This is a genomic window from Massilia aurea (assembly GCF_014200505.1).
Taxonomy (GTDB): Bacteria; Pseudomonadota; Gammaproteobacteria; order Burkholderiales; family Burkholderiaceae_D; genus Telluria; species Telluria aurea_B.
The window spans coordinates 98,030-123,242 of record NZ_JACHBX010000005.1 but is presented as its reverse complement, the minus strand read 5'-3'; the positions used below and the strand labels follow the sequence as shown (position 1 = coordinate 123,242).

Genomic DNA, 25,213 nt, shown 5'->3' with positions numbered 1-25,213 from the left:
GAAAACCGATGGTTTTCGGACAAGCACATCAAGCGGTCAAGCGCCCTGCCCTGGCGGCAGACTGTCCCACAAGTCGCCCGTTGGGCTGATACGCGGCGCGGTCACCCCAAAGTGCTGGTACGCCAGCGGCGTGGCGATGCGTCCGCGCGGGGTGCGCTGCAGATAGCCTTGCTGGATCAGGAAGGGTTCGAGCACGTCTTCGATCGTGTCGGCCGCTTCGCCGATGGCGGCGGCCAGGTTGCCGATGCCGACCGGGCCGCCGGCAAACTTGAACAGCACTGCTTCGAGCAGCTTGCGGTCCATCACGTCGAAGCCCACGCTGTCGACGTCGAGCATTTTCAATGCGCGGTCGGCGATGTCGCGCGTGATCTCGCCGGTGCCTTTCACCTGCGCGAAGTCGCGCACGCGGCGCAGCAAGCGGTTGGCAATACGCGGCGTGCCGCGGGCGCGCTTGGCCACTTCGCGCGCGCCTTCTTCGTCGATCGGCGCCACCAGCAGCGCGGCGCTGCGCAGCACGATCTTGGTCAGCTCGGGGACGTTGTAGAACTCCAGGCGCGCCACGATGCCGAAACGGTCGCGCAGCGGATTGGTCAGCATGCCGGCGCGCGTGGTCGCGCCCACCAGCGTGAACGGCTGCAGGTCGAGTTTCACGGAGCGCGCAGCGGGGCCTTCGCCGATCATGATGTCGATCTGGTAGTCCTCGAGCGCCGGGTACAGGATCTCTTCGACCACCGGCGACAGGCGGTGGATCTCGTCGATGAACAGCACGTCGTTCGGCTCGAGATTGGTCAGCAATGCCGCCAGGTCGCCCGGGCGCTCGAGCACGGGGCCCGAGGTCTGGCGCAGGTTCACGCCCATCTCGCGCGCGATGATGTGCGCGAGCGTCGTCTTGCCCAGGCCCGGTGGGCCAAACAGCAGCGTGTGGTCGAGCGCTTCGCGCCGGTTGCGCGCAGCCGTGATGAAGATCTCGAGCTGGTCGCGGATTTTCTCCTGGCCGACGTATTCGTCGAGCTGCTTGGGCCGCAGCGCGCGTTCGATCGCCTCTTCGTTGGGCGAGGCCGGCGCGGCGTCGATCACGCGCTGTTCGGTAAAATTGTCGGTCTGGATACTCATTGCTTACTTCCGGTCAGGCTTTGGAGAGCGCCTTGAGCGCAAATTTGATGCCATCCGAGACGCCGGCGCCGGCTGGCATGTTCTTGATCGCGAGCAGCGCTTCCTTGTCGGAGTAACCCAGCGCGGCGAGCGCGTTGAGCACGTCGGTCTGCGTGTCGTCGCGCGGCACGCCGGCCACCATGCCGATATCGGCGCCAAGTTTGCCCTTGAGTTCCAGCAGCAGACGCTCGGCGGTCTTCTTGCCGATGCCGGGCACCTTGACCAGGCGGCCTGTCTCTTGCAGCGTGACGGCTTGCGACAGCTCGGCCACGGTCATGCCCGACAGGATCGACAGCGCCATGCGCGCGCCGACACCGGTAATCTTGATCAGCTGCCGGAACAGCGCGCGTTCGGCGGCGCTGCCAAAGCCGAACAGCAGGTGCGCATCTTCGCGCACGGTCAGGTGCGTAAACAGGACGACTTTTTCGCCCGTGTGCGGCAGGTTGTAGAACGTGCTCATCGGCACATCGACTTCATAGCCGACGCCATTGCAATCCACCAGCACATGCGGCGGCGCTTTTTCGAGCAGGGTTCCGGAGAGACGACCGATCATCGAATAAATTCCTTGTTATGAGACGAGACGGCTGTTTTTCATGCGCAGCCCGATCATGTCGGGCGCAATCGCGCCCAAGAGGGCCAGCGTGTCGATCGTGTGGGCATGGCAAATGGCCACGCCAAGCGCATCGGCGGCGTCGCTGCCCGGCAGGCCCGGCAGCTTGAGCAGGCGCGCAACCATATCCTGCACTTGCGGCTTGGCCGCGCGGCCCGTGCCGACAACTGCTTGTTTGACCTGCACCGCCGTGTATTCGGCCACATCGAGATCGGCGCCCACGAGCGCCGTGATGGCCGCGCCGCGCGCCTGGCCCAGCAGCAAGGTCGATTGCGGATTGACGTTGACGAACACTTTTTCGATGGCGGAACAGGCCGGCTGGTAGGTCGCGATGATCTCGCTGACGCCGTGCAGGATGACTTTCAGGCGTGGCGGCAAGGCGCCTTCCAGCCCGGTCTTGATGGTGCCCGAAGCGATGTAGCGCAGCTTCGTGCCGTGTTTTTCAATGACGCCGAACCCCGTCGTGCGCAGGCCCGGGTCGATGCCGAGAATAATCATGCTGGAATGTTACCCCGGCTGGGGGTGTTCGTGGGAAAAATACTGTGCAAAAACACAGGTGCATGACGGTTTGGGGAAACCATCCACAAATCATACGTGATTTGAACGCGTGAGCGGCGAAGCCGCCCACCCTACACTTCATCGTAGGGTGGACGGCTATGCCGTCCACGCGTTTAGATTACTGCAATTAATGACGGAAGTGACGCGTGCCCGTGTACAGCATGACGACGCCGCGCTCGTCGGCGGCATCGATGACTTCCTGGTCGCGCATCGAGCCACCCGGGTGGATCACGCAGGTCGCGCCGGCATCGACGACGACGTCCAGGCCATCGCGGAACGGGAAGAATGCATCCGACGCCACGGCCGAGCCGGTCAAGCTCAGGCCAGCGTTCTGGGCCTTGATCGAGGCGATGCGCGCCGAGTCGATGCGGCTCATCTGGCCGGCGCCGACGCCCAGCGTCATGCCGTTACCGCAGAACACGATCGCGTTCGACTTGACGAACTTGGCCACGCGCCATGCGAACATCAGGTCTTGCAGCTGCTGCGGCGATGGCTGCAGCTTGGAAACGACGCGCAGGTCTTCCATGCCGACGTTCTTCGCGTCCGGCGATTGCACCAGCAGGCCGCCGCCAACGCGCTTGACGTCGTAGGCATTCTGACCGGCACCCAGAGCGATTTCCAGCAGACGCACGTTCTGCTTGGCCGACATGATCTGGCGTGCTTCGGCGGTAAAGCTCGGCGCAATCAGCACCTCGACGAACAGCTTGGCCAGCGCTTCGGCCGCCTTGCCATCGACTTCGACGTTGAAGGCGATGATGCCGCCAAAGGCCGAGGTCGGATCGGTCTGCAGCGCGCGTGAATACGCGTCCAGTGCATCGACGCCGATGGCGACGCCGCACGGATTGGCGTGCTTGACGATCACGCAACCGGCCGCCTGGCCCAGGCCGCCGAGCGACTTGACGCATTCCCAGGCCGCATCGGCATCGGCGATATTGTTGTACGACAGCTCTTTACCTTGCAGCTGGCGGTAGTTGGCCAGCGCGCCGTCGATCGTGACGAGGTCGCGGTAGAAGGCGGCGCCCTGGTGCGGGTTCTCGCCGTAGCGCATTTCCTGGACTTTCTCGAAGCCCATGTTCAGCGTGGCCGGGAAGTTCGAGCGGGTCGCGTGTGCGCGGTCTTCGCCCAGGCTGGTCAGGTAATTGGTGATCGCGCCGTCGTACTGGGCGGTGTGTGCGAACACTTTCTTGGCCAGGCGGAACTTGGTCTCGTAGCTGACCGGACCGGCGTCGCCGCCCGAGCCCTTCATTTCCGCCAGCACGACGCCATAGTCGGCCGGATCGACGACCACGACCACGTCGCGGTGGTTCTTGGCAGCCGAACGCAGCATGGTCGGGCCACCGATGTCGATGTTTTCAATTGCATCTTCCAGCGAGCATTGCTCTTTGGCGACGGTTTGCTGGAACGGGTACAGATTGACCACGACCATGTCGATCTGCGGAATATTGTGCTCTTCCAGTTTCGCGATGTGCTCGGGGAAATCGCGACGGGCCAGGATGCCGCCGTGCACTTTCGGGTGCAGCGTCTTGACGCGGCCATCGAGCATTTCCGGGAAACCGGTGTAATCGGCCACTTCCGTGACGGGCACGCCATTTTCTTGCAGCAGCTTGGCGGTGCCGCCAGTGGACAGGATGTTCACGCCCAGCTGGTTCAGCGCGCGTGCGAAATCGAGCACGCCGGTCTTGTCGGATACGGAAATGAGAGCTTGTTTGATCATGGTGAGGCCTATGGTTGAGAATTCCTGGCGCCGGACGTGGAGACCGTTGGGTCTCCGGGGCCGCGCAGGAAGCGCAGCCAACCGGCAACGCTTAGAGCAGCCCGTGCTCTTGCAGTTTCTTGCGCAATGTATTGCGATTGATGCCCAGCATCTGCGCGGCATGCGACTGGTTGCCGTCGGCGCGCGACATGACCACTTCAAGGACGGGCTTTTCGACGGTCAACACCATCATGTCGTAGATGTTGGTCGGTTTTTGCTCGCCGAGATCGTTGAAATAGTCTTCAAGACTCTTCTGGACGACTTCCTGGATACTTTCTTTGCTCATGTCTTTGCTGCTTCATCCTGGTTGTGTGATTGCTGCCCAGCTTGCTGCACTGGCTTGCTGCATCTGCGGGCAGCGCGTCCCCAATTGTTCTTCTTGTCGCTTGTCGTGCTGGTCTTCTATGCCGCGATCGCGTCCACGGCGGGAAGCGCGGGGCGGTATTGTAACCGCTCGCCATGGCGGTGCTGGGATTTCAGGAAGTCATCCATCGCCGCAAGTTGCTCGGCGGTCGATTCCAGCAGATTCATGCGCTGACGGAATTCCTCGCCATCTGGCAAGTCCTGGACATACCAACCGATGTGCTTGCGCGCGGTGCGTACGCCGATGAACTCGCCATAAAAAGCGTAGTGCGCCGGCAAGTGCTCGTGCATCAGTTCGCGCACCTCTTCCACCAGCGGCGCCGGCATGTGCTCGCCCGTGCGCAGGAAGTGATCAATTTCACGGCAGATCCATGGCCGGCCCTGGGCCGCCCGGCCGATCATGACGGCGTCCGCCCCCGTGTAGTCGAGCACGAACTTTGCCTTCTCGGGCGTGGTGATGTCGCCGTTGGCCACCACCGGGATGCCGACCGACGCCTTCACCGCGCGGATGGTGTCGTACTCGGCGTCGCCCTTGTAGCCATCGGCCCGGGTGCGGCCGTGCAGGGTCAGCATCTGGATGCCGGCCTGCTCGGCCAGACGCGCAATGCGCAGCGCGTTCCTGTTTTGACGATCCCAGCCGGTGCGGAATTTCAGCGTGACCGGCACATCGACGGCCTCGACCACCGCGTGCAGGATGCGCTCGACCAGGTCTTCGTGCTGCAACAGGGCCGACCCGCACCAGCTGTTGCACACCTTCTTGACCGGGCACCCCATATTGATATCGATGATCTGCGCGCCACGCTCGACGTTGAACTTCGCACAATCGGCGAGGTCTTTCGGATCGGCACCGGCGATCTGCACCGCCTTGGGCTCCATCTCGCCCGCGTGGTCGATCCGGCGCGACGTCTTTTCGCTGGCCCACAGGCGCGGATTGGACGCAGCCATCTCGGACACCGCATAGCCCGCGCCGAGCTGCTTGCACAGTTGCCGGAACGGACGGTCCGTCACACCAGCCATCGGCGCGACAAAGACGTTATTACGCAGGAGATAAGGACCTATTTGCACAGCTGGCAGACTCAAAAGTGACACGGGAACCTGCTATTTTACCTCAAGCGCTGCTCAATTTATCAGCACAATTTTTCAAATTGTTGTGTGTGCGATATTGGCAAGTTGTGCTAATTAGCTTTCGCCTGGGTCGCACCGCGCTCAGTGATTGACGTTGCAGCGTCATCGCTCATAGGCAATGCAGAGGCGGATCGTGGATACAAAACGCGTCAGCGGATGCGCGTGAGCGTGGGACGAGGTTTGAAATCGGTGAATGCCGGGCGCACGTTGGTGACTTGGCCAGTTGCCGAGTCATAGTCGTATGGAATGTGAACGACGATACCCGACCACGAAAAATCCGTTGGATTTCGTGTGACGATCGGCATGCCATAGGCAGCGGCGGTGCCGCCAATGATTGCATCCGGAAGTTTTACTTTGGGACCGCTGATGAGGCTATTGCCGCGGATGTCGATGGCAAGCTCGGTAATTTGCGGATCCAGCGGTAGTACTGTGAATTCTGCGAGCAATGCGTCGAGGATCGGTACCTCATGGGGGCGAGCAATTTGGCCAACGCGCAATTCCATGTATGTAATTGTGCTGATGGCCGGAAAATCGTACCTCCCAAGCTCGGTTGCGGCTTCGTGAACGCCGTTGAGCATGTCGATGAAGATATTGGTGTCGAATAAAATCAACGCCATTCGTTTCTTAGTTGCTCTTGCGCTTGAACACCATCTTTCACTGTGTCAGTGCGGTCTTTCCACAGCCCTGCCGCCATCTTCAGCGCAGCCAGACGGCGTTGCCGGGCAGCTTCCACAGGCGTCAACGGCGGCTCTGGCACAGCCGGCTCCTTGCGCTTGCTGCGATACATCGCCTCGCTCATCTTGCACCTCCCGCTACGCAATTCGATCGTAGGGTGAGTGTAGCGCAATTGCAGCGAGGTGTCGTCGGCCTGGGTCCCAACCGATGCAGACAGGGCGGCTCGACGAATGACATTACGGCAAATCGTCCAGGGCCACTTGCCGCAGATGCTCGACTTCGCCCCAGCTAAGCAGGCGCAGCTTGCCCTGCTCGACCGCAAAACGGTTGATGCTGGCGTTGTGCACCTTGAAGTCGCGCGGGGTGTCCAGGGCCAGGCCCAGCGCGGCCCGGTAGGCGCACTCGAGCACGCCACCGTGCGCCACCAGCGCGAGCGTCTGCCCCGAATGGCGGGCGGCGTGGGCCACGATTGCTGTCGTGACGCGGTCGAAAAAGGCGCGGAACGATTCACCCTGGTTTTTGCCCGGTGGCAGCGTTGCGTCGACATTGCGCGCCTGCCAGGCGGCAAAGTCCGCCGGATAGCGGGCCGCGATCTCACTATAGAGCAAGCCTTCGAAGCCGCCGTAGCAGCGTTCTCGCAATTGGGGATCGACCTGCAACGCCGTCGTTGCGCCGCGCACGCACAGGATCGCTTCGGCGGTTTGCCGGGCACGGCCCAGGTCGCTGGACAGCACGTGGTCGATGGCTTCGCCGGCCAGTGCCGCGCCAAGCAGCGCCGCCTGGCGCTCGCCTTCGGCATTGAGCGGGATATCGAGATGGCCCTGCAGCCGGCGTTCGGCATTCCAGGCGGTTTCGCCGTGGCGGATGAGCAGGATCGTGGTCGCGCCCTGGGGCGCCGTGGTCAGGGTCATGAGGTTCTTGTGCCCGAACCTCGGGGCAATCGGATGGAAGCGCTATTTTGGCAGATCGGCGACGGCGTGGGGATTGAGTGCATAGGTGCCGAAGATGCACGCCTCATCGAGGATGTGCCCGTAGATGGCCATGCGGGCTTCCAGCCCTGTGAAGCGGCCCGTGAGCGGGAGACGCGGCATATCGAGCGCATACAGGGTAAAGACATAGTGGTGCACGCGCTCGTCGTTCCAGGGCGGGCACGGGCCGTCATAGCCATAGAATTCGCCGGCCATGCCGGGGGCGCCGGCAAACCAGTCGGTATAGTCATTGAGGCCATGGCGCAATTGGTGCTCGGTGCCGTTCTTGATGGTGAACGGCACCAGCGGACCCGGTTTGCCGTGCGGCGTGACGCGGTTGGAGAACCTGCCCTCGGCCAGCGCCGTGAGGCATACGGGGATATCGGCCAGCGTCCAGTGGAAGAAGTGGATGCGTGGCGCCGTCAGCGGCACCGTGCAGCCGTCGACATTGACGCGGCGGCCATCGCGCGGGACGTCGGGGTCGTGGCAGACCAGCACCAGCGATTCGGTGCCGTTCGGTACGTCGGCCCAGGCGATATGCGGGTTGCGGTTGCTCGACAGCCTGACGTGGGCGGCAGAGTCGCCCACGGCAAACGCGCAGGCGGCGGGCATGGCGGCCCCGTTGGTAAACGAATTGCTCCAAATGCGCATGATTCCTCCCGGCTACTGGGTTTGACACCTGGAGCCAGCCGGGGTTTCAGCGCGTTGCTACGACCGGATCAACGCGCAGCCAGAATGTCACCGGCCCGTCGTTGATGAGCGACACCTTCATGTCGGCGCCGAACACGCCGGTTTCCACCTGGGCGTGACGCGTGCGGGCCTGGCGCACCACGTGGTCGAACAGGCGCCGGCCGTCTTCCGGCGCTGCTGCCGGCGTGAACGATGGCCGCGTGCCAGATTTGGTGTCGGCCGCGAGCGTAAATTGCGGCACCAGGAGCAGGCCGCCATTGACGTCGGCCAGGCTGCGGTTCATCTTGCCGGCCTCGTCCGAAAAGACGCGGTAACCGAGCATTTTGGTCAGCAACAGGTCGGCTTCGCGCTCGGTGTCACCCTTTTCGGCGCACAGCAATACCAAGAGGCCCGGACCGATGGCGCCGACGGTCGCGCCGTCGACGCGCACTGCCGCTTCGCTCACGCGTTGCAGCAGGCCAATCATGCCAGCGTCACGCGCGCGAACTTGCGCTTGCCCACTTGCACGACGAGCGTGCCGGCAGCCACCTGCAACCCTTTATCGGCCACGACGGCGCCGTCGATGCGCACGCCGCCCTGGTCGACCATGCGCATGGCTTCGGACGTCGATGCGCACAGGCCAGCTTGCTTGAGCAATTGCGCCACGCCCATCGGGGCGCCCGAGAGCGCCACTTCCGGCACGTCGTCGGGAATGCCACCCGTGGAACGGTTGACGAAGTCAGCCAGCGCATCGTCGGCTGCCTGGGCCGAGTGGAAGCGCGTCACGATCTCCTTGCCCAGCGCCACCTTGGCGTCGCGCGGGTTGGCGCCGCCGTCGATCGTTGCCTTCAATTGGGCGATGTCGTCCAGCGAGCGGAACGACAGCAAATTGAAGTACTTCCACATCATGTCGTCCGAAATGCTCATCAGCTTGCCGAACATGGTGTTCGGTGCTTCGGTGATGCCGATGTAGTTGTTTTTCGACTTGGACATCTTCTCGACGCCGTCCAGGCCTTCGAGCAGTGGCATGGTCAGGATGCACTGCGGCTCCTGGCCGTAGTCCTTCTGCAGTTCGCGGCCAACCAGCAAGTTGAATTTCTGGTCCGTTCCACCCAGCTCAAGGTCGGACTTCAATGCGACCGAATCGTAGCCCTGCATCAGCGGATACAGGAACTCATGCACGGCGATCGGTGTCCCACTCTTGTAGCGCTTGGTGAAATCGTCGCGCTCCATCATGCGCGCTACGGTATAGCGTGACGCCAGCTGAATCATGCCACGCGCGCCGAGCGGATCGCACCACTCCGAGTTGTAGCGCATCTCAGTGCGGCCGGCGTCCAGCACCAGCGATGCCTGACGGAAGTACGTCATCGCGTTTTCTTCGACCTGCTCGCGCGTCAGCGGCGGCCGGGTGGCGTTGCGCCCCGACGGGTCGCCAATCATCGACGTGAAGTCACCGATCAAGAAGATCACCTGGTGACCCAGATCTTGCAATTGACGCAACTTGTTCAGCACCACGGTGTGACCCAGATGCAGGTCTGGCGCCGTCGGGTCCAGACCCAGTTTGATGCGCAGCGGTGTGCCGGTTTGCTCCGACCGCGCCAGTTTTTGCGCAAAATCGGCCTCGACCAGCAACTCGTCGACACCCCTTTTCGCTATGGCGAGGGACTCGAGAACGCGGTCAGTCAGAGGAAGGCGCATAGGCGCATTTACCATGGAATTGCCGCCAGGAACTGCTGTTGAGGTCATAAATTCGTGTAGGAAATTGGCTAAAACGGTTGTAGGACCACATCTTTTGGTATAATTCACGATCCTGTTTTCGTTTCCCAAAGAAAACTTTGTTAAACGTCATGAACATGGCCCTTGAAAGTTCAGCCGCAAATTTTAACTGATTGCATGAACCCTATACAGAAAATTACCCGTCAGACACTGCTGCAGCTGGTGCCGAAGACCCGCAAAGCCCGCGTTTTGAGCGCCGGCGCCGTCTTCCTCAGTATGTGCGCCTTTGGCGCAGTAGGTGTCGCCCCGATCGCCAGCGATCCTTCCGACCTGCCCGTGACCTTGGTCGCGACGAACCTGGAACTGCCAAATCTGGCATCCCAGATCGCCGCGCTCCAGCAAGACGAGCAGCAATTCATCCACGAAGAACGCATCCGCCGCGGCGATTCGCTCGGCTCGCTCTTCACCCGCCTTGGCATCGAAGATGCACAGGCACAGAAATTCGTTCGTTCCGACAAGCTGGCACGTCGCCTGCTGTCGCTCCAGACCGGCAAGCGCATTCAGGCCGAGACCGATGAAAATGGCCTGCTGCTGTCGATGCGCGCTACCGTCATCGATGGCAAGAATGGCGACGCACGCACGATCAGTGTCGAGCGCAAGGGCGAAGCTTTTGTCGCCCTCGAAGCGCCGGCAAAGCTCGAGCGTCGCGTCGAGATGCGCTCGCGCGACATCGCATCGTCGCTGTATGCAGCCACCGACTCCAACGTCGACGGCGGCAGCCTGCCCGATTCGATCGTCGGCCAGATCATCGAGATGTTCTCGACCGATATCGACTTCCGCAACGACGTCAAGCGCGGCGACCGCTTCAATGTGGTCTACGAGACCTTCTGGCTCGACGGCGAACAAGTCAAGACCGGCCGCATCCTGGCTGGCGAGTTCGTCAACCGTGGCGTGGCGTACCAGTCGGTCTGGTACGAAGACCCGATCACCAAACAGGGCGGCTATTACACCCTGGACGGCAAAGCACTCAAGAAAGCCTTCCTGAAGTCCCCACTCGAGTATTCGCGTATTTCGTCGGGCTTCTCGATGCGCGTGCACCCGCTGTTGGGCAAATGGAAAGCGCACAAGGGCGTCGATTACGCAGCATCGACCGGCACCCCGATCCGCGCCGTGGCTGATGCTACCGTCGACTTCGCCGGCAACGGCAATGGCTACGGCAATATGGTCGTGCTCAAGCACTGGTCGGCGTACAGCACCGCCTATGCGCACATGAGCCGTATCGCGCCAGGTATGCGCAAGGGCGCCAAGATCAACCAGGGCCAGGTCATCGGCTACGTCGGCTCGACCGGCTGGTCGACCGGCGCGCACCTGCACTACGAATTCCGTGTTGCAGGCGTGGCCAAGGATCCAAACCAGTACAAGTCGCTGGCACAGCAACCGCTGAACCAGGCTGAGCTGGCACGTTTCCGCATGGCTGCAGCCGAGATGAATCATCGCTTCTCGCTGCTGGGTCCAAGCGGTTCGGCCATGGCCGCCCGCTAAGACAGCTTCACCCCTGTCCCGACGCCCTCCGCTGCATCTCGATGCCGGAGGGCGTTTTGCTTTGTGGCCTCTGTCGAGCAGCTGTGCGACAGATTTTCAGCCAACCATCACCGCGTGGACGGCGCAGCCGTCCACCCTACGCATATGACAACCAATCTGTTCATTGGCCTGATGTCTGGCACCAGCCTCGACGGCGTCGATGGCGTGCTGGCCGACTTTTCGCAAGGCGCGATCCGCACGATTGCAGCCGCGTTCACGCCCTTCCCTGCCGACTTGCGCGATGAGCTGATGGCGCTGCAGGCGGCCAGCCACAACGAGCTCGAGCGCGAGGCGCTGGCCGCCAATGCGCTGGCGCTGGCCTACGCCGATTGCGTGCGCGCACTGTTGCCATCCAGCCCCGGCAAGGTCGCTGCCGTGGCCGTGCATGGCCAAACGATCCGCCATCGTCCCGAACTGGGCTTCACGCGCCAGACCAACAATCCGGCGCTGCTGGCTGAACTGACCGGCCTGGACGTGATCGCCGACTTTCGCAGCCGCGACGTCGCTGCCGGTGGCCAGGGTGCGCCACTGGTGCCGGCATTTCATGCGGCTGCGTTCGGCGCGCCGGGCACCGCGCGCGTGGTCGTGAATATCGGCGGCATCGGCAATATCAGCGTGCTGCATGGCGACGGGCGCGTGACGGGCTTCGATACCGGTCCGGGCAATGTCTTGATGGATCTGTGGATTGCGCGTCACCAGGGCCGCGCCTATGACGAGGATGGCGCCTGGGCAGCGAGCGGGACCGTGCACCGGCCATTGCTGGCAGCGTTGCTCGATGAGCCATACTTTGCGCTGCCAGCACCCAAGAGCACGGGGCGCGACCTGTTCCATGCCGCCTGGCTCGATGCCAGACTGGCCGCTTTCCACGATGTTGCCCCGGCCGATGTCCAGGCCACGCTCACGCGCCTGACGGCCGTGACGATCGCACGCGCCATCCGCGATGAGGGCATCGCGCCGGATGCAGTATATATATGCGGTGGCGGCGCCTATAACGGCGCGCTGCTGCGTGCCATCAGCGTCGAGCTCGATGGCGTGATGGTAGCGTCAACGGCCGAACTAAACGTGGCGCCCAACCGGGTCGAGGCGCTGGCGTTCGCCTGGCTGGGCTGGCGCTTCACGCAGCGCGAACCGGGTAATCTGCCTGCTGTCACGGGCGCACGCGGCCTGCGCGTCCTCGGTGCGCTGTACCCGGCGTGAACGCAAAAAAGCCCGCTTGACGCGGGCTTTTTTTTCCCCGGCACTTGCCGGGTCACGCTGCTCTGCTTACGCCGAGAACGACGAACCGCAACCGCAGGTCGAGGTGGCGTTCGGGTTCTTGATCACGAACTGCGCGCCTTCGAGGTCATCCTTGTAATCGATCTCGGCGCCGACCAGATACTGGTAGCTCATCGAGTCGATCAACAGCTGGACGCCTGCTTTTTCCATCGTCGTATCATCGTCGTTGATGATCTCGTCGAAGGTGAAGCCATACTGGAAGCCCGAGCAGCCGCCGCCCTGCACGAAGACGCGCAGCTTGAGGTCGGGGTTGCCTTCTTCTTCGATCAGTTGGGCCACTTTCTGTGCCGCGCTGTCGGTGAAGTTGATTGGTACGGGAATCGTGTCGAAATCTACTACTTCGGCGACTGCGGTCATGGAATGCTCCTGGATAATCAAACTCCGCCCATTATAGACGGTTGGGGGAACTCATGCTGCCGACCATCAGGGAAAGTCGGCAGGATGAGACATAGGGTGGACGGGGACGCCGAGTCGGCTGCGCCGTCCACGCGGGGATCGTTGACAGCAAGATCACGCAGAAACAAAACGAAGCCGATCACGATCACCGCGTGGGCGGCATAGCCGCCCACCCTACCCTGTGCGGTAGCCTCAAATATGCGGCCATTCAGCCGCAATGCAAGGAACTACTTTGTTACGGCAACAGCGCGATCTGCTTGAGGCCAGTCGCTTCATCCAACCCGAACATCAGGTTCATGCACTGCACAGCCTGGCCCGATGCGCCCTTGACCAGATTGTCCTGCACCACCAGGATCACAACCGTGTCACCGCCATCCGGGCGATGCAGCGCCAGGCGCAGCACGTTCGAGCCGCGGGTCGAGCGCGTCTCAGGGTGCGAGCCGAACGGCATCACGTCGACGAACTCGCTGTCCTTATATTCATCTTCGAACAGGGCCTGCAACGCGGCATCGTCGATCTCTTTCGTCAGGCGCGCGTACAGCGTCGCGTGCATGCCGCGGATCATCGGCACCAGGTGCGGCGTGAAGATCAGGCCGACCTTCTGGTCGGTGAAGCGTGCCAGCTGGGCCGTCGTTTCCGGCGTGTGGCGGTGACCACTGACACCGTAGGCCTTGAAGTTGTCGCTCGACTCGGAGAACAACGTAGCGATCTCGGCCTTGCGACCGGCGCCGGAGACGCCCGACTTGCAGTCGGCGATCAGGTTGCCCGCGTCGATGATGCCGGCCTTGAGCAGCGGGTAGTAGCCAAGCTGCATCGTGGTCGGGTAGCAGCCCGGGTTGGCGATCAGGCGCGCACCCTTGATCGCGTCGCGGTTCAGCTCCGCCAGGCCATACACGGCTTCTTCGAGCAGCTCGGGCGCCGTGTGGTCGATCTTGTACCATTTTTCGAACGTCGCCTGATCCTTCAGGCGGAAGTCGGCCGCCAGGTCGATCACTTTCACGCCGGCTGCCAGCAGCTCGGGCGCCTGCGCCATCGCCACACCGTGCGGGGTGGCGAAGAACACGACATCGCAGCTTTTCAGATCGGCTTTATCAGGGCTCGAGAACGCCAGGTCGACGCGGCCGCGCAGCGACGGGAACATGTCGGCCACCGGCAGGCCGTCTTCCTTGCGCGACGTGATTGCCGTCAGTTGCACATCCGGATGCACGGCCAACAGCCGCAGCAATTCCACGCCCGTGTATCCGGTGCCGCCAACGATGCCAACTTTGATCATGTTCTATTCCTTGAGAATGGTAGAAAGGCCCTGCTTTCAGGACGAAGGGTGCATTTTAACAGCCTGGGAAATGCGGGGCGTACCGCTCTGAAAAGCAAAAAAGCCGCCCAACCTTGCGGCGGACAGCTTTTTCGGCACAGCGCCCGAAGGCGCCTGCAGAAACGAATTAACGCTTCGAGAATTGCTTTGCGCGACGTGCTTTGCGCAGACCAACTTTTTTACGCTCGACTTCACGCGCATCGCGGGTGACGAAGCCAGCACGGGCCAGATCTGGCTTCAGTGCTGCGTCGTAGTCGATCAGAGCGCGGGTGATGCCGTGACGGACGGCGCCAGCCTGGCCCGACTCGCCGCCGCCGTGCACGTTGACTTTGATGTCAAAACGCTCGACGTTGCCGGTCAGTTCCAGCGGCTGGCGAATGACCATCAGGCCGGTTTCGCGCGAGAAGTATTCCGAAGCAGGCTTGCCGTTCACGATGATCAGGCCGGTGCCAGTTTTGATGAACACGCGAGCGACTGCACTCTTGCGACGGCCGGTGCCGTAGTTGTAGTTACCGATCATGTCAGTTCCTTAGAGGGTCAGTGCTTGTGGTTGCTGAGCAGCGTGTGGGTGCGAACCTTCCGCGTACACTTTCAGCTTCTTGATCATTGCGTAGCCGAGTGGGCCTTTAGGCAGCATGCCCTTGACCGCTTTCTCGAGTGCGCGACCTGGGAAACGCTGTTGCATTTTCAGGAAGTTCGTTTCGTAGATACCGCCCGGGTAGCCCGAGTGACGGTAGTACGTTTTTTCGGTGGCCTTGGTACCGGTCACACGCAGTTTGCCTGCATTGATCACAACGATGAAGTCACCGGTGTCGACGTGCGGGGTGAATTCCGGCTTGTGCTTGCCGCGCAGTCGGAGTGCCACTTCGCTGGCAACACGTCCGAGGACCAGGTCCGTCGCGTCAATGACAAACCAGTCGCGCTGGACTTCATGGCCCTTAGCGGAAAAAGTTTTCATGTTTATTCCAAAATAAAAAATTGCTCAAATGGTGGTTCCGCCCTGTACTTCAGCGGACTCGGCCTTGTTATCTTTTCCTGAGCAAACGGAAAGCCGACGATCATAACCTGCACGGGCACTGCCGTCAATCGCCATCTGGTGATTTTCAAGAGCCATCCCTGCCACAATCCTGACCCGGTCCGCATCCCTTGATGCATAGTTGAAACAATGGGTTGACCATAGAAACAACGCGAACTTATCATCGTTGCAACCTGAGGAGATGTCGTGACGATATTCAAGATTTTGCCCGCCCTGCTGGCGCTGCCGCTGCTGCTGGCTGCGGGCAGCGCCAGCGCCGCTGCACCGGCCATGACGGACCGCAGCTGCCACCTGCCCGGCGTGGTGGAGGCGCTGCGCTGCGTCAGCGTGACGGTGCCGCTCGACCATGCGAAGCCGCAGGGCCCAACGCTGGCGCTGCACGTGACCGTGGCGCCAGCGTTCCGCCAGGGCAGCCGCACCGATCCGCTGTTCGTGCTGGCCGGCGGCCCCGGCCAGGCGGGCAGCGATGTGCTGGTACTGCTCAAGGCGGCGTTCGACCGCGTGCGCGCCACGCGCGACATCGTCTTCATCGACCAGCGCGGCACCGGCCGCTCGGGCAAACTCGGCTGCGTCAGCAAGCCCGAACACGAAACCATGGGCGACGCCGAGCTGATGGCCGAACTGCGCGCCTGCATCGCGGCCAACACGTCGCCACTGAGCGCCTACACGACGCTGGCCGCTGCGCGCGACCTCGAACGCGTGCGCCTTGCGCTGGGCTACGGCCAGGTCAATCTGTGGGGCGGCTCGTACGGCACGCGCCTGGCGCAAACCTATGCCCGCGCCTATCCGTCCAGCGTGCGCGCGCTCGTGCTCGACGGCGTGGCCGCCCCCGACCAGGTGATCCCGGCCGGCGGCCGCGACTCGCAGACCGCGCTCGACGGCGTGTTTGCCGCCTGCGCCAAAGACGCCGCCTGCCACAAGGCCTACCCGAACCTGCGCGCCGAATTCGATGGCCTGGTCACCCGGCTCGAAGCGGGCGACCTGCGCCTGTCGCTGCCCAATCCACGCACGGCCGAGCAGACCAGTTTCACGATGTCGTCCGACCGCTTCCTGGGCACCGTGCACAACATCCTGTATGCGCCAGCCGATGCGCGGCGCCTGCCGTTCCTGATCCATAACGCGAGCCGCGGGCGCTGGCAGCCGTTCATCGCGCGCCAGAACCTCGCCGGTGATTTCGGCAACGACGCAAGCATGTCGATGCTGCTGCACTTCGCCGTGGTGTGCGCCGAAGACGTGCCCCGTTTCACGCCCGAGCTGATGAAGCTTGATGCCGCCGTGCTGGCGCGGCCGCTGGCCGAGATGATGCCAAAGCTGTGCAGGGACGACATCAAGGTGCCGGCCGTGCCGTATGCAGAACCGACCCGCATCGACGCACCGGCCCTGCTGCTCTCGGGCGCGCTCGATCCGGTCACGCCGCCGCACCGCGCTGCGAGCGCCGCCCGGTCGATGGCGCACGCCCAGCAGATCGTGGTGGCCAATGCCGGCCACGGCGTCTCGCAACTGGGCTGCGCGCCGCGCCTGCTGCGCGCTTTTCTCGACCATCCGCAGGACAAGCTCGACGCGGCCTGCATGGCCGAGATCCCGGCGCCCACCTTCCAGCTCGGCAGCGCCGGGCCGCAACCCTAAGATTCGGACACGCCATGATCGAAGTTCACGATGTACGCAAGGCCTTCGGTGCCGTCCAGGCGCTGGGCGGCGTTTCCTTTACCGCGCGCGATGGCCAGATCACCGCGCTGCTCGGCCCCAACGGCGCCGGCAAGACCACCCTGCTGCGCACGCTCGTCGGCCTGCTCAAACGCGACCACGGCAGCATCCTGGTCGGCGGCGTCGACCCCGAACAGGACCCGATGGCGGTGCGCCGCAATATCGGTTTTCTCACCGACCAGTTCGGGCTGTACGAACGCCTGACCACCCGCGAATACCTGCATTATTTCGGCGAACTCAATGACATGCAGGCCCCGGCACTGCGCACGCGGATCGGCGAAGTGGCCGAGCTGCTGGGCATGGAAGACATCCTGGATCGCCGGGCCAAGGGCTTCTCGCAGGGCCAGCGCATCAAGGTCGCGCTGGCGCGCACGCTGCTGCACCGCCCGCGCCACCTGCTGCTCGATGAACCGAGCCGTGGCCTCGACGTGATGAGCACGCGCGCACTGCGCACGGCGCTCCATGCGCTGCGCGAAGACGGCAGCTGCGTGATCATGGCCACCCATGTGATGCAGGAAGTGACGCACCTGTGCGACGACGTCATCGTCATCGCCAATGGCCATACCGTGGCCCAGGGCTCGCCCGACGAATTGTGCCGGCGTACCGGCATCGCCAACCTGGAAGACGCGTTTGTCAGCCTGGTCGGCACCGAAGAAGGTATCGCATGAAGTCCAAGATCCGGATCGTGTTTCTGAAAGAGCTGCGGGAGATCCTGCGCGAGCGCCGCACGCTGATGTTCCTGCTGGCGGCGTCACTGATCTACCCTGCCATCATCGGCCTGGTGCTGAACCAGATGATCGAGCGGAACACGCGTACCGAACGTGAAGGCATCGAGATGCTCGTCATCGGCGGCGCCAAAGCGCCGACCCTGATGGCCCAGCTGCGTGAGCGCAGCGTGACCGTCACCGAGGCCGCGCCGATGAATGAGGATGCCATTGGCAACCTGCTGCGCGCCAAAAAGACCGTTGCCGTGCTGCGCGTGACGGACGACTACGTCGCCAACTACCAGGCCATGCGCCCGGCGCGCCTGGAGCTGTGGTTCGATTCGTCCACCGAAAGCGGCCCGCAGCGGCGCGACGTCGAAGAGATCCTGCAGGCCTACAGCAGCAATATCGCCAGCGCGCGCCTGCTCGCCCATGGCGTCTCGCCCGCCACGCTCTCGCCCATCGAACTGCAGCGCCATGACACCGGCACCAATGCCTCGCGCTCGGCGATGGTCATCGGGGGCATCATCGGCATCCTGTTCCTGCCCGCGTTCGTGCTGAACCTGTCGGCGGCCGTCGACAGCACGGCGGGCGAACGCGAACGGCGCTCGCTCGAAGTGCTGATGGCGCAACCGGCCCGCAGCTGGGAACTGGTGGTCGGCAAATGGCTGGCCGCGAGTGTGCCCTCGGTGGTGGGCGTGACACTGGTCCTGTGCGTCGCGCACGCCATCCTGCGCTGGCTGCCGCTCGAGGAAATCGGCATGTCGTGGAGCCTGGGCTGGGGTGAGCTGATGCTCGTGTGCCTGGTCACGGTGCCGCTGTCGATGCTCTCGAGCGCCCTGTACATTGGCCTCGCGATGAACGCCAAGACCTTCAAGGAAGCCCAGACCACGGTCAGCTTCGTGACCATCATGCCCGTGATTCCGGGCGTCGTGGTGTCGTTCATGGAACTCAAGACCGCGACCTGGATGTACCTGGTGCCGATGCTGTCGAACCAGACCCTGGTCAAGGAACTGGCCAAGACGGGCGACATCGGCCCGCTGCCGTTCGTGATGACCTTCCTGTGCGCGCTGATTCCGGCGCTGCTGGTGGTGGCGTTCGCGAGCTGGCGCATGAAGAGCGAGAAATACGTGCTGGGTGTGTAATCCCGCCGTACAATCGAAGCCCCTTTTCAAGAACACAGCACAGCGGAGCAGAACATGGATGTAAAAGTCAGCTGGAACGGCCCGTCGGGCATGAGCTTCCGGGCCCAGACGGGCAGCGGCCACATGGTGGCGATGGATGGTGCGCCGGAAGGCGGCGGCCACAATCTGGCGCCGCGCCCGATGGAGATGGTGTTGATCGGCACCGGCGGCTGCGCCGCATATGACGTGGTGCTGATTCTCAAGCGCGGCCGCGAAGACGTGCGCGGGTGCGATGTGACGCTGCAGGCCGAGCGCGCCGAAGTGGATCCCAAGGTCTTCACGAAGATCAACTTCCACTTCGTGGTCACGGGCCGCAACCTGAAGCCGGCGGCCGTCGAACGCGCGGTGCAGCTATCGCATGACAAGTACTGCTCGGCGTCGGCCATGCTGGCCAAGACCGCCGAGATCACGCATTCGATCGAGATCGTCGAAGGCTAGGCCGTCCGTCTTGATTCGTTAGCGCTGGCACGTCGTTCCCGCTAAGGCGGGAACCCAAGTTCAATGCACTGCCACTGACGTTGAAGCAGGTAGCATGCTGGTCCACTTGGATTCCCGCCTGCGCGGGAATGACGTTCAAGGGCAAGGGTGCAAGGCCCTTCCCGGTTAAATCCGATACGCCGCCGTCGTCATCACCTTGGCCATCGCCCGCATCACCATCTTGACCGGCATCGGCAACGGGGCTGCGCCCATCGCCTGGGCCGCGTCGGCGTGCGCGATTTCATCGATGCGCATCTGGTCGACGATCGCGCGCGATTTGGCATCCTGCTGCGGCAGCAGTTCGAGGTGGCTGTTCAGGTGCGCCTCGACCTGGCGTTCGGTCTCCACCACGAAGCCCAGGCTGACCGGATCGCCGATCCGGGCCGCCACGGCGCCCATCACATAGGCACCCGCATACCACAGCGGATTGAGCACGCTCGGCTGCGAACCCAGTTCGTCCAGGCGCTGCGCGCACCAGGCCAGGTGGTCTTCTTCTTCTTGCCCGGCTTCTTCGAACTGCGCGCGCAGTTGCGGCGTGTGGGCGAAACTGGCCTGCGCATCGTACAGGGCCTGGGCGCACACTTCGCCGACATGGTTCACGCGCATCAGGCCCGCGCTGTGACGGCGATCGGTATCGGACAGCTCGCTGTCCATGGCGTGCGTGGCCGGGTTCGGGCGCGACATGGCGGTCACGCCGCCGACGACGCGCAAGGCCTTGTCGACGCCGACAATCAGGTGGTCCAGGGGGCTGATGAAACGATTCGCGGTCATGGCTGGCTCGGTAATCTAGTCGCTGAGGCCTTCATTATATGCCTTAGTTCTCGCGATCCACTCGACCAGCGGGCCTTCGGGTTCGATGCCCGAGATGTTCTTGGCCACGCCCAGGTTCAGTTCGAGCAGGTATGGCACCGACACGATCGGCACGCCGGGACAGTGGCGGGAAAACGCGTCCAGGAAACGGCTTGAGTCCACGGTAGGCATGACCTTTTCGCCGCTCATGAACTGCAGCACGCTGGTGATCGTGTGGCCCTTGCCCAGCGTGTGATAGATGAAGCGGTTGAATTCGCGGTCGACCGTCTTGAAGTCGATCTCGTCCTTCGTCATCAGGCCGGCCAGGTACACCAGGCCCAGGCCGACGCGGAACCAGTCGGTCGATTCGGCCCGGCTGCGCCCTTCGCGCATCAGGACCAGCAGTTTGTCTTGGGTGGCGGCGTCCATGTTGCCATTATCCATAATTTGGGCGGGCGCGGGCCGCGCACCCGTTGCGCGGGACAACAAATTTATAGAAAGAAACCCAGTGTGCACCCTGTCACCGGATAATGCAGCCTGGGGCCCGCTTTGGCCCGTGTATCGCACCGTGCCTGCCCTCGCCTTGACGATTGAATACAATGCCAGTGTGAAAAAAGAGTAGCTGCGATGTAAATACATCACTGCAGCCAGGAGTTGTCATGCAATTAAAGATCCGCAATTTGTCCAAGACCTACGCCAACGGCGTGGTCGCGCTCGACCGTGTCACGCTGACGATCCCGGCCGGGATGTTCGGGCTGCTCGGCCCGAACGGCGCGGGCAAATCGACACTGATGCGGATCCTGGCCACGCTGCAGGAATGCGACGCCGGCTCGGTGTTCCTCGACGATATCGACGTGCTGGACGAAAAAGACGCGGTGCGCCGCATGCTCGGCTACCTGCCGCAGGATTTCGGCGTCTACCCCAAGGTCACGGCGTACGACCTGCTCGATCATTTCGCGCAGCTCAAGGGCCTGTCGCACCGGGCGCGCCGGCGCGAGGTCGTCGACGGCCTGCTGCAGCAGACCAATCTGTGGGATGTACGCGCGCAGCGCCTGGGCACCTTCTCGGGCGGCATGCGCCAGCGCTTCGGCATCGCCCAGGCCCTGCTGGGCGACCCGCGCCTGATCATCGTCGATGAACCCACGGCCGGCCTGGATCCGCAGGAGCGCGTGCGCTTTCACAACCTGCTGTCGGACATTGGCGAAGAGCGCACCGTGCTGCTCTCGACCCATATCGTGTCCGACGTGGCCGACCTGTGCGCCAATATGGCGATCATCAACAAGGGCCAGGTGCTGCTGTGCGGCGAGCCGCAAGAACTCATCTACGGCATCGAGGACTTCATCTGGGCGCGCTTCGTCACCAAGGCCGAACTGCCGGCATTCCAGGCGCGCCACAGCGTGATCTCGAGCCGCCTGCTCAGTGGCCGCACGCTGATCCACGTGTATGCCGAGGACGATCCGGGCGATGGCTTCGAGCCGGCCCGCGCGAGCCTGGACGACGTGTACTTCGCCACCATCGCCGGCCGTCATAATCCCGCCGCCGGGGATTGCTGACCGTGCGCGCGCTGCTCGTCATTGCCCGCTTCGAGGCCAGGCAGCGCCTGCGGCTGCTGTCGACCTGGGTGTATTTTGGCGGCTTCCTGGCGCTCGGGATGCTGTGGATGGCGGCGTCGGGCGGCGCGTTTCGCGACCTGTCGATCACGTTCGGCACCCGCATCGCGATCGACGGCCCGCGCCAGATCGCGCTGGCCACCGCGATGCTCGGCAGCCTCGGGGTCATTGTTGCCGCCGCTGTCATGGGCCGCGCGGTGCAGCAGGATTTCGAGCACGAGATGCACCACTTCTTCTTCAGCGCGCCACTGCGCAAGGCCGACTACGTGTTCGGGCGCTTCCTGGGCGCGTACGCCACGCTGGCCGTGATCTTCGCCGGCATCGTGCTCGGTCTGTGGTTGGGCACCTTCCTGCCGGGGATTTCATCCGATCGCATCGGCGCCGCGCCGCTGGCGGCCTGGCTGACGCCGTACCTGTTCACGCTTCTGCCCAACCTGTTCATCTTCGGCGCGATCTTCTTCGTGCTGGCCGCCCTCACCCGGCGCATGCTGCCGGTGTACGTGGCCAGCGTCATCATGGCGCTCGGGTACACGATCGCGCCGTCGCTGGCGCGCGACCTCGATTTCAAGACGCTGGCCGCGCTGATGGACCCGTTCGGCACCACGGCCCTGATTCGCCTGACCGAATACTGGCCGCTGGCCGAGCGCAACATGCGCCTGATCGCATTGACCGACGTGTACCTGGTCAACCGCGTGATCTGGATGGGTTTCTCGCTGCTGGTGCTGCTGCTTGGCTACTGGCGCTTCCAGGCGGTCGGCGAGACGGAAGGGCAGACGCGCGCGCGCCGCAAGCTGGCGCCCGAACTGCCGTCCGGACTGCCCTCCGGACTCACCCCGCCCTTGTCGCGCGCGGCGCGCGACACCAGCACGCCGCCCGATTTCGCGGCCCGCAGCCTGGCCGTGCTGCTCGTCAAATCGGGCTGGGGCGAGCTGCGCGAATCGACCCGCAACGCGTACTTCGTGGCGCTCGCCACGGCCGGCGTGCTCGCACTGATCGCCAGCGCGCTCGACCTGGGCGCGGTGTATGGCACGCCGACCTACCCCGTCACCTACATGATGCTGGAACTGATCCGCGATGTGACGGGTCTCTTCGTGATCATCACGACCATCTTCTATGCCGGTGAACTGGTCTGGCGCGAGCGCGAGATGCGCACCAGCCAGATCCTCGATGCCCTGCCGGTGCCAAGCTGGCTGCCGCTGGCCAGCAAGACGCTGGCGCTGATCGGGCTGCAAGCCTGCCTGCTGCTCGTTGCCATGGTCACGGCCATGCTGATCCAGCTGTTCAAGGGGTACGTCCAGCTCGAACCGGGCCTGTACCTGCAGGCGCTGTTCTCGATCATGCTGCCCCACTTTGCATTGCTCGCGGTGCTGGCAATCGCCGTGCAAGTCATCGTCAACCACAAATACCTCGCCAACTTCGTCATGATCGGCTGGGTGCTGGCGGCGCTCACCTTCAATGGCGCGGGCCTGGATCATCCGCTGGTGTTGTACGCGGTCTGGCCCGACCTGACCTATTCGGCGATGAACGGCTTTGGCCACTACCTGCTGCGCGAACGCTTCTACCTGCTGTACTGGAGCGGCGCGGCGCTGATGCTGCTGGGCGCGGCGCGCGCGCTGTGGCCGCGCGGCGTCGACAGCGGCTGGCGCGAGCGCCTGCACCTGGCGCGCCGCAGCTTGACCCTCCCGGTGCTGGCCACGATCGGCGCCGGCGCCGTCGTGTTCGCGGGCAGCGGCGCCTTCATCGCATGGGAAATGGCGCAGGGCGGCTACCTGAGCGCGCGCCAGACCGAACAGCTGCGCGCCGACTACGAACAACGCTACCACCGTACCGCCTTCCTGCCGCAGCCGCGCATCACGGCCGTCAGGCTCGACACGGCCATCCATCCGGCCGCGCGCGCGCTGCAGGTCAAGGGCCGTTATCAGCTTGAAAACCGCAGCGGCAAGCCGGTGTCGGACGTGGTGCTGTACCAGCAGCGCGGCGCACGCCTGAATGTGACGTTCACGCAGCCGGCAACGCTGGCAGCCAGTGACCCCGAGCGCGGATTCTATCGCTACCGCCTGGCCGCACCGATGGCGCCGGGCGCGCGCATGGCGCTGGACTTTACCGTCGACTACGCGCCGCGCGGCCTGCTGGGCCTGGGCAGCGAAACGCCCGTCGTGGCCAACGGCACCTTCTTCACGGATGACGTCATGCCGCGCATCGGCTACCAGCCGGCGGTGGAACTGCGCGACGAGCGCGATCGCCGCCGCTATGGCCTGGCCCCGCGCGCGCGCATGGCCGCGCGCGACGACCCAGCGGCGCGCGCCAACCACCTGCTGGGCGTGGACGCCGACTGGATCGACTTCGAGACCACCGTCAGCACGAGCGACGACCAGATTGCGGTGGCGCCAGGCACGCTGGTGCGCGAATGGAGCCAGGACGGGCGGCGCTACTTCCGCTACAAGATGGACCGCCCTATGCTGAACAACTACGCCTTCCAGTCGGCGCGCTACGAAGTGCGCCACGAACGCTGGCAGGACGTGACGATCGACGTGTATTACCAACCGGGCCACGAAGCCAACGTGGAGCGCATGGTGCGCGGTGCCCAGGCGGGCCTCGACTACGGCGCGCGCAACTTCGGGCGCTATCCGCTGCGCGAACTGCGCATCGTCGAATTCCCCCGTTACAGCAGCATGGCCGTTGCCTACCCGGGCGTGATCCCGTTCTCGGAAAGCGCCGGCTTCATTGCGCGCATCGATCCCGGCTCGCCGAAAGACCTCGATTACCCGTTCTACATCAGCGCGCACGAAACGGCGCACCAGTGGTGGGGGCACCAGTTAGTGGGCGCCAACACGCGCGGCAGCACCGTGCTCAGCGAAGGCGTGTCCGAGTACATGGCGCTGATGGTCATGCAGCGTGCCTACGGCGCCGGCAAGATGCGGCGCTTCCTGCGCTATGACCTCGACGGCTACCTGAGGGGCCGCGCGAACGAGCAGCGCAAGGAAGCGCCGCTGGCGCTCAACGAGCAGCAGCCGTACATCCAGTACCAGAAAGGCGCGCTGGCGCTGTACCTGATGCAGGACATGCTGGGCGAGGATGTCGTCAATGGCGTGCTGCGGGGACTGTTGGCGCAGCACGGCTACCAGGGCCCGCCCTACCCGACCGCATCAAGCCTGATCGACGGCCTGCGCGCCGTCACGCCGCCGGCGAAGGCCTATCTGATCGACGACCTGTTCGAATCAATCGTGCTGTACGAGAACCGGGCCGACAGCGCCACGGCGCACCGGCGCGCCGATGGCAGGTACGACGTGACGATCCATGCCAGCGCCGGCAAGATGCGCGCCACCGACCAGGGCGAAGAGCAGCCGATGCCGCTACACGACTTCATCGAATTCGGCGTGGACGACAGCGACGGCAATCCCCTGGTGCGCGAGCGGCGCCTCGTCAGCCGGGCCGAACAGCAGATTACGCTGGTGGTCGATGGCGTCCCGGCGCGCGCCGGCATCGATCCCGATAACAAGCTGATCGATCGAAAACCGCGTGACAATATGCGTGCAGTCGACAAGCCGTAGTTCTC

Annotated in this window: 26 protein-coding genes; 8 read left to right on the top strand and 18 right to left on the bottom strand. The window is 63.7% G+C overall.

Annotated elements, in window-relative coordinates; genetic code table 11:
- Nucleotides 1–36 precede the first annotated feature (36 nt).
- From ruvB to tyrS, 12 genes are all read right to left on the bottom strand, one after another.
- Nucleotides 37–1,113 (bottom strand): Holliday junction branch migration DNA helicase RuvB, encoded by a 1,077-nt coding sequence (gene ruvB, locus HD842_RS20485; RefSeq protein WP_183556797.1) that lies wholly within the window; start codon nt 1,111–1,113, stop codon nt 37–39.
- Nucleotides 1,114–1,126: 13 nt separating this feature from the next.
- On the bottom strand, nt 1,127–1,705 hold the full coding sequence (gene ruvA / locus HD842_RS20480; RefSeq protein ID WP_183556795.1) for a Holliday junction branch migration protein RuvA: 579 nt from the start codon (nt 1,703–1,705) through the stop codon (nt 1,127–1,129).
- Nucleotides 1,706–1,720: 15 nt separating this feature from the next.
- Complete coding sequence (gene ruvC, locus HD842_RS20475) at nt 1,721–2,260, bottom strand: crossover junction endodeoxyribonuclease RuvC (protein ID WP_183556793.1); 540 nt, start codon at nt 2,258–2,260, stop codon at nt 1,721–1,723.
- Between the two features lie 187 nt (nt 2,261–2,447).
- Nucleotides 2,448–4,034 (bottom strand): bifunctional phosphoribosylaminoimidazolecarboxamide formyltransferase/IMP cyclohydrolase, encoded by a 1,587-nt coding sequence (purH, locus tag HD842_RS20470; RefSeq protein WP_183556791.1) that lies wholly within the window; start codon nt 4,032–4,034, stop codon nt 2,448–2,450.
- Between the two features lie 91 nt (nt 4,035–4,125).
- Nucleotides 4,126–4,359, bottom strand: coding sequence for a helix-turn-helix domain-containing protein (locus tag HD842_RS20465; protein ID WP_005667930.1), 234 nt, complete (start codon nt 4,357–4,359; stop codon nt 4,126–4,128).
- A 116-nt stretch (nt 4,360–4,475) separates the two neighbouring features.
- Nucleotides 4,476–5,501: a tRNA dihydrouridine synthase DusB gene (dusB, locus tag HD842_RS20460; protein WP_183556789.1), complete on the bottom strand. Its 1,026-nt coding sequence runs from the start codon at nt 5,499–5,501 to the stop codon at nt 4,476–4,478.
- Nucleotides 5,502–5,710: 209 nt separating this feature from the next.
- Entirely contained in the window at nt 5,711–6,172 is a 462-nt protein-coding gene (locus tag HD842_RS20455) for a PIN domain-containing protein (RefSeq protein ID WP_221290775.1), read from the bottom strand.
- Entirely contained in the window at nt 6,169–6,360 is a 192-nt protein-coding gene (locus tag HD842_RS20450) for a hypothetical protein (RefSeq protein WP_183556779.1), read from the bottom strand. The genes HD842_RS20455 and HD842_RS20450 overlap by 4 nt, the downstream gene beginning before the upstream one ends.
- Nucleotides 6,361–6,472: 112 nt before the next feature.
- Entirely contained in the window at nt 6,473–7,147 is a 675-nt protein-coding gene (locus HD842_RS20445) for a histidine phosphatase family protein (protein WP_183556777.1), read from the bottom strand.
- A gap of 42 nt (nt 7,148–7,189) precedes the next feature.
- Entirely contained in the window at nt 7,190–7,855 is a 666-nt protein-coding gene (locus HD842_RS20440) for a YbhB/YbcL family Raf kinase inhibitor-like protein (RefSeq protein ID WP_183556760.1), read from the bottom strand.
- A gap of 46 nt (nt 7,856–7,901) precedes the next feature.
- On the bottom strand, nt 7,902–8,360 hold the full coding sequence (gene dtd / locus HD842_RS20435) for a D-aminoacyl-tRNA deacylase (RefSeq protein ID WP_183556758.1): 459 nt from the start codon (nt 8,358–8,360) through the stop codon (nt 7,902–7,904).
- Nucleotides 8,357–9,571 carry a tyrosine--tRNA ligase gene (gene tyrS / locus HD842_RS20430; RefSeq protein ID WP_229424867.1) on the bottom strand — a complete coding sequence of 405 codons (1,215 nt, stop codon included), beginning with the start codon at nt 9,569–9,571 and terminating at the stop codon, nt 8,357–8,359. Before tyrS ends, dtd begins: the two co-directional genes overlap by 4 nt.
- Before the next feature lie 195 nt (nt 9,572–9,766).
- Here tyrS and HD842_RS20425 point away from each other — a divergent pair, with 195 nt between their 5' ends.
- Nucleotides 9,767–11,131 carry a M23 family metallopeptidase gene (locus HD842_RS20425; RefSeq protein ID WP_183556754.1) on the top strand — a complete coding sequence of 455 codons (1,365 nt, stop codon included), beginning with the start codon at nt 9,767–9,769 and terminating at the stop codon, nt 11,129–11,131.
- Between the two features lie 144 nt (nt 11,132–11,275).
- Nucleotides 11,276–12,367 (top strand): anhydro-N-acetylmuramic acid kinase, encoded by a 1,092-nt coding sequence (locus tag HD842_RS20420; protein ID WP_183556752.1) that lies wholly within the window; start codon nt 11,276–11,278, stop codon nt 12,365–12,367.
- Between the two features lie 66 nt (nt 12,368–12,433).
- Here the strand turns inward: HD842_RS20420 and erpA are convergent, their stop codons facing one another.
- From erpA to rplM, 4 genes are all read right to left on the bottom strand, one after another.
- Nucleotides 12,434–12,802, bottom strand: coding sequence for an iron-sulfur cluster insertion protein ErpA (gene erpA / locus HD842_RS20415; RefSeq protein ID WP_183556750.1), 369 nt, complete (start codon nt 12,800–12,802; stop codon nt 12,434–12,436).
- 274 nt (nt 12,803–13,076) lie between these two features.
- Nucleotides 13,077–14,114, bottom strand: a complete 1,038-nt coding sequence (gene argC, locus HD842_RS20410; protein ID WP_183556748.1) for an N-acetyl-gamma-glutamyl-phosphate reductase — start codon at nt 14,112–14,114, stop codon at nt 13,077–13,079.
- 166 nt (nt 14,115–14,280) lie between these two features.
- Nucleotides 14,281–14,673: a 30S ribosomal protein S9 gene (rpsI, locus tag HD842_RS20405; protein WP_183556746.1), complete on the bottom strand. Its 393-nt coding sequence runs from the start codon at nt 14,671–14,673 to the stop codon at nt 14,281–14,283.
- A gap of 9 nt (nt 14,674–14,682) precedes the next feature.
- Nucleotides 14,683–15,111: a 50S ribosomal protein L13 gene (gene rplM / locus HD842_RS20400; RefSeq protein ID WP_183556744.1), complete on the bottom strand. Its 429-nt coding sequence runs from the start codon at nt 15,109–15,111 to the stop codon at nt 14,683–14,685.
- Between the two features lie 264 nt (nt 15,112–15,375).
- Here rplM and HD842_RS20395 point away from each other — a divergent pair, with 264 nt between their 5' ends.
- From HD842_RS20395 to HD842_RS20380, 4 genes are read left to right on the top strand one after another with little or no spacing between them, the layout of a single operon-like run.
- Nucleotides 15,376–16,815, top strand: a complete 1,440-nt coding sequence (locus tag HD842_RS20395; protein WP_183556742.1) for an alpha/beta fold hydrolase — start codon at nt 15,376–15,378, stop codon at nt 16,813–16,815.
- A gap of 14 nt (nt 16,816–16,829) precedes the next feature.
- Entirely contained in the window at nt 16,830–17,561 is a 732-nt protein-coding gene (locus HD842_RS20390) for an ABC transporter ATP-binding protein (RefSeq protein WP_183556740.1), read from the top strand.
- Nucleotides 17,558–18,742 carry an ABC transporter permease gene (locus tag HD842_RS20385; protein ID WP_183556738.1) on the top strand — a complete coding sequence of 395 codons (1,185 nt, stop codon included), beginning with the start codon at nt 17,558–17,560 and terminating at the stop codon, nt 18,740–18,742. Before HD842_RS20390 ends, HD842_RS20385 begins: the two co-directional genes overlap by 4 nt.
- A gap of 54 nt (nt 18,743–18,796) precedes the next feature.
- Nucleotides 18,797–19,219, top strand: coding sequence for an OsmC family protein (locus HD842_RS20380; RefSeq protein WP_183556736.1), 423 nt, complete (start codon nt 18,797–18,799; stop codon nt 19,217–19,219).
- A 165-nt stretch (nt 19,220–19,384) separates the two neighbouring features.
- Here HD842_RS20380 and coq7 read toward each other — a convergent pair whose 3' ends face one another.
- Both coq7 and HD842_RS20370 read right to left on the bottom strand, forming a co-directional pair.
- Nucleotides 19,385–20,029, bottom strand: a complete 645-nt coding sequence (gene coq7, locus HD842_RS20375) for a 2-polyprenyl-3-methyl-6-methoxy-1,4-benzoquinone monooxygenase (protein ID WP_183556734.1) — start codon at nt 20,027–20,029, stop codon at nt 19,385–19,387.
- Between the two features lie 15 nt (nt 20,030–20,044).
- A complete protein-coding gene (locus HD842_RS20370; protein ID WP_183556732.1) occupies nt 20,045–20,476 on the bottom strand; it encodes a hypothetical protein in 432 nt (143 codons plus the stop codon).
- Nucleotides 20,477–20,706: 230 nt separating this feature from the next.
- Here HD842_RS20370 and HD842_RS20365 point away from each other — a divergent pair, with 230 nt between their 5' ends.
- Nucleotides 20,707–21,600, top strand: a complete 894-nt coding sequence (locus HD842_RS20365) for an ABC transporter ATP-binding protein (protein WP_183556730.1) — start codon at nt 20,707–20,709, stop codon at nt 21,598–21,600.
- A 2-nt stretch (nt 21,601–21,602) separates the two neighbouring features.
- Nucleotides 21,603–25,208 (top strand): ABC transporter permease/M1 family aminopeptidase, encoded by a 3,606-nt coding sequence (locus HD842_RS20360; protein ID WP_370660864.1) that lies wholly within the window; start codon nt 21,603–21,605, stop codon nt 25,206–25,208.
- Nucleotides 25,209–25,213 lie beyond the last annotated feature (5 nt).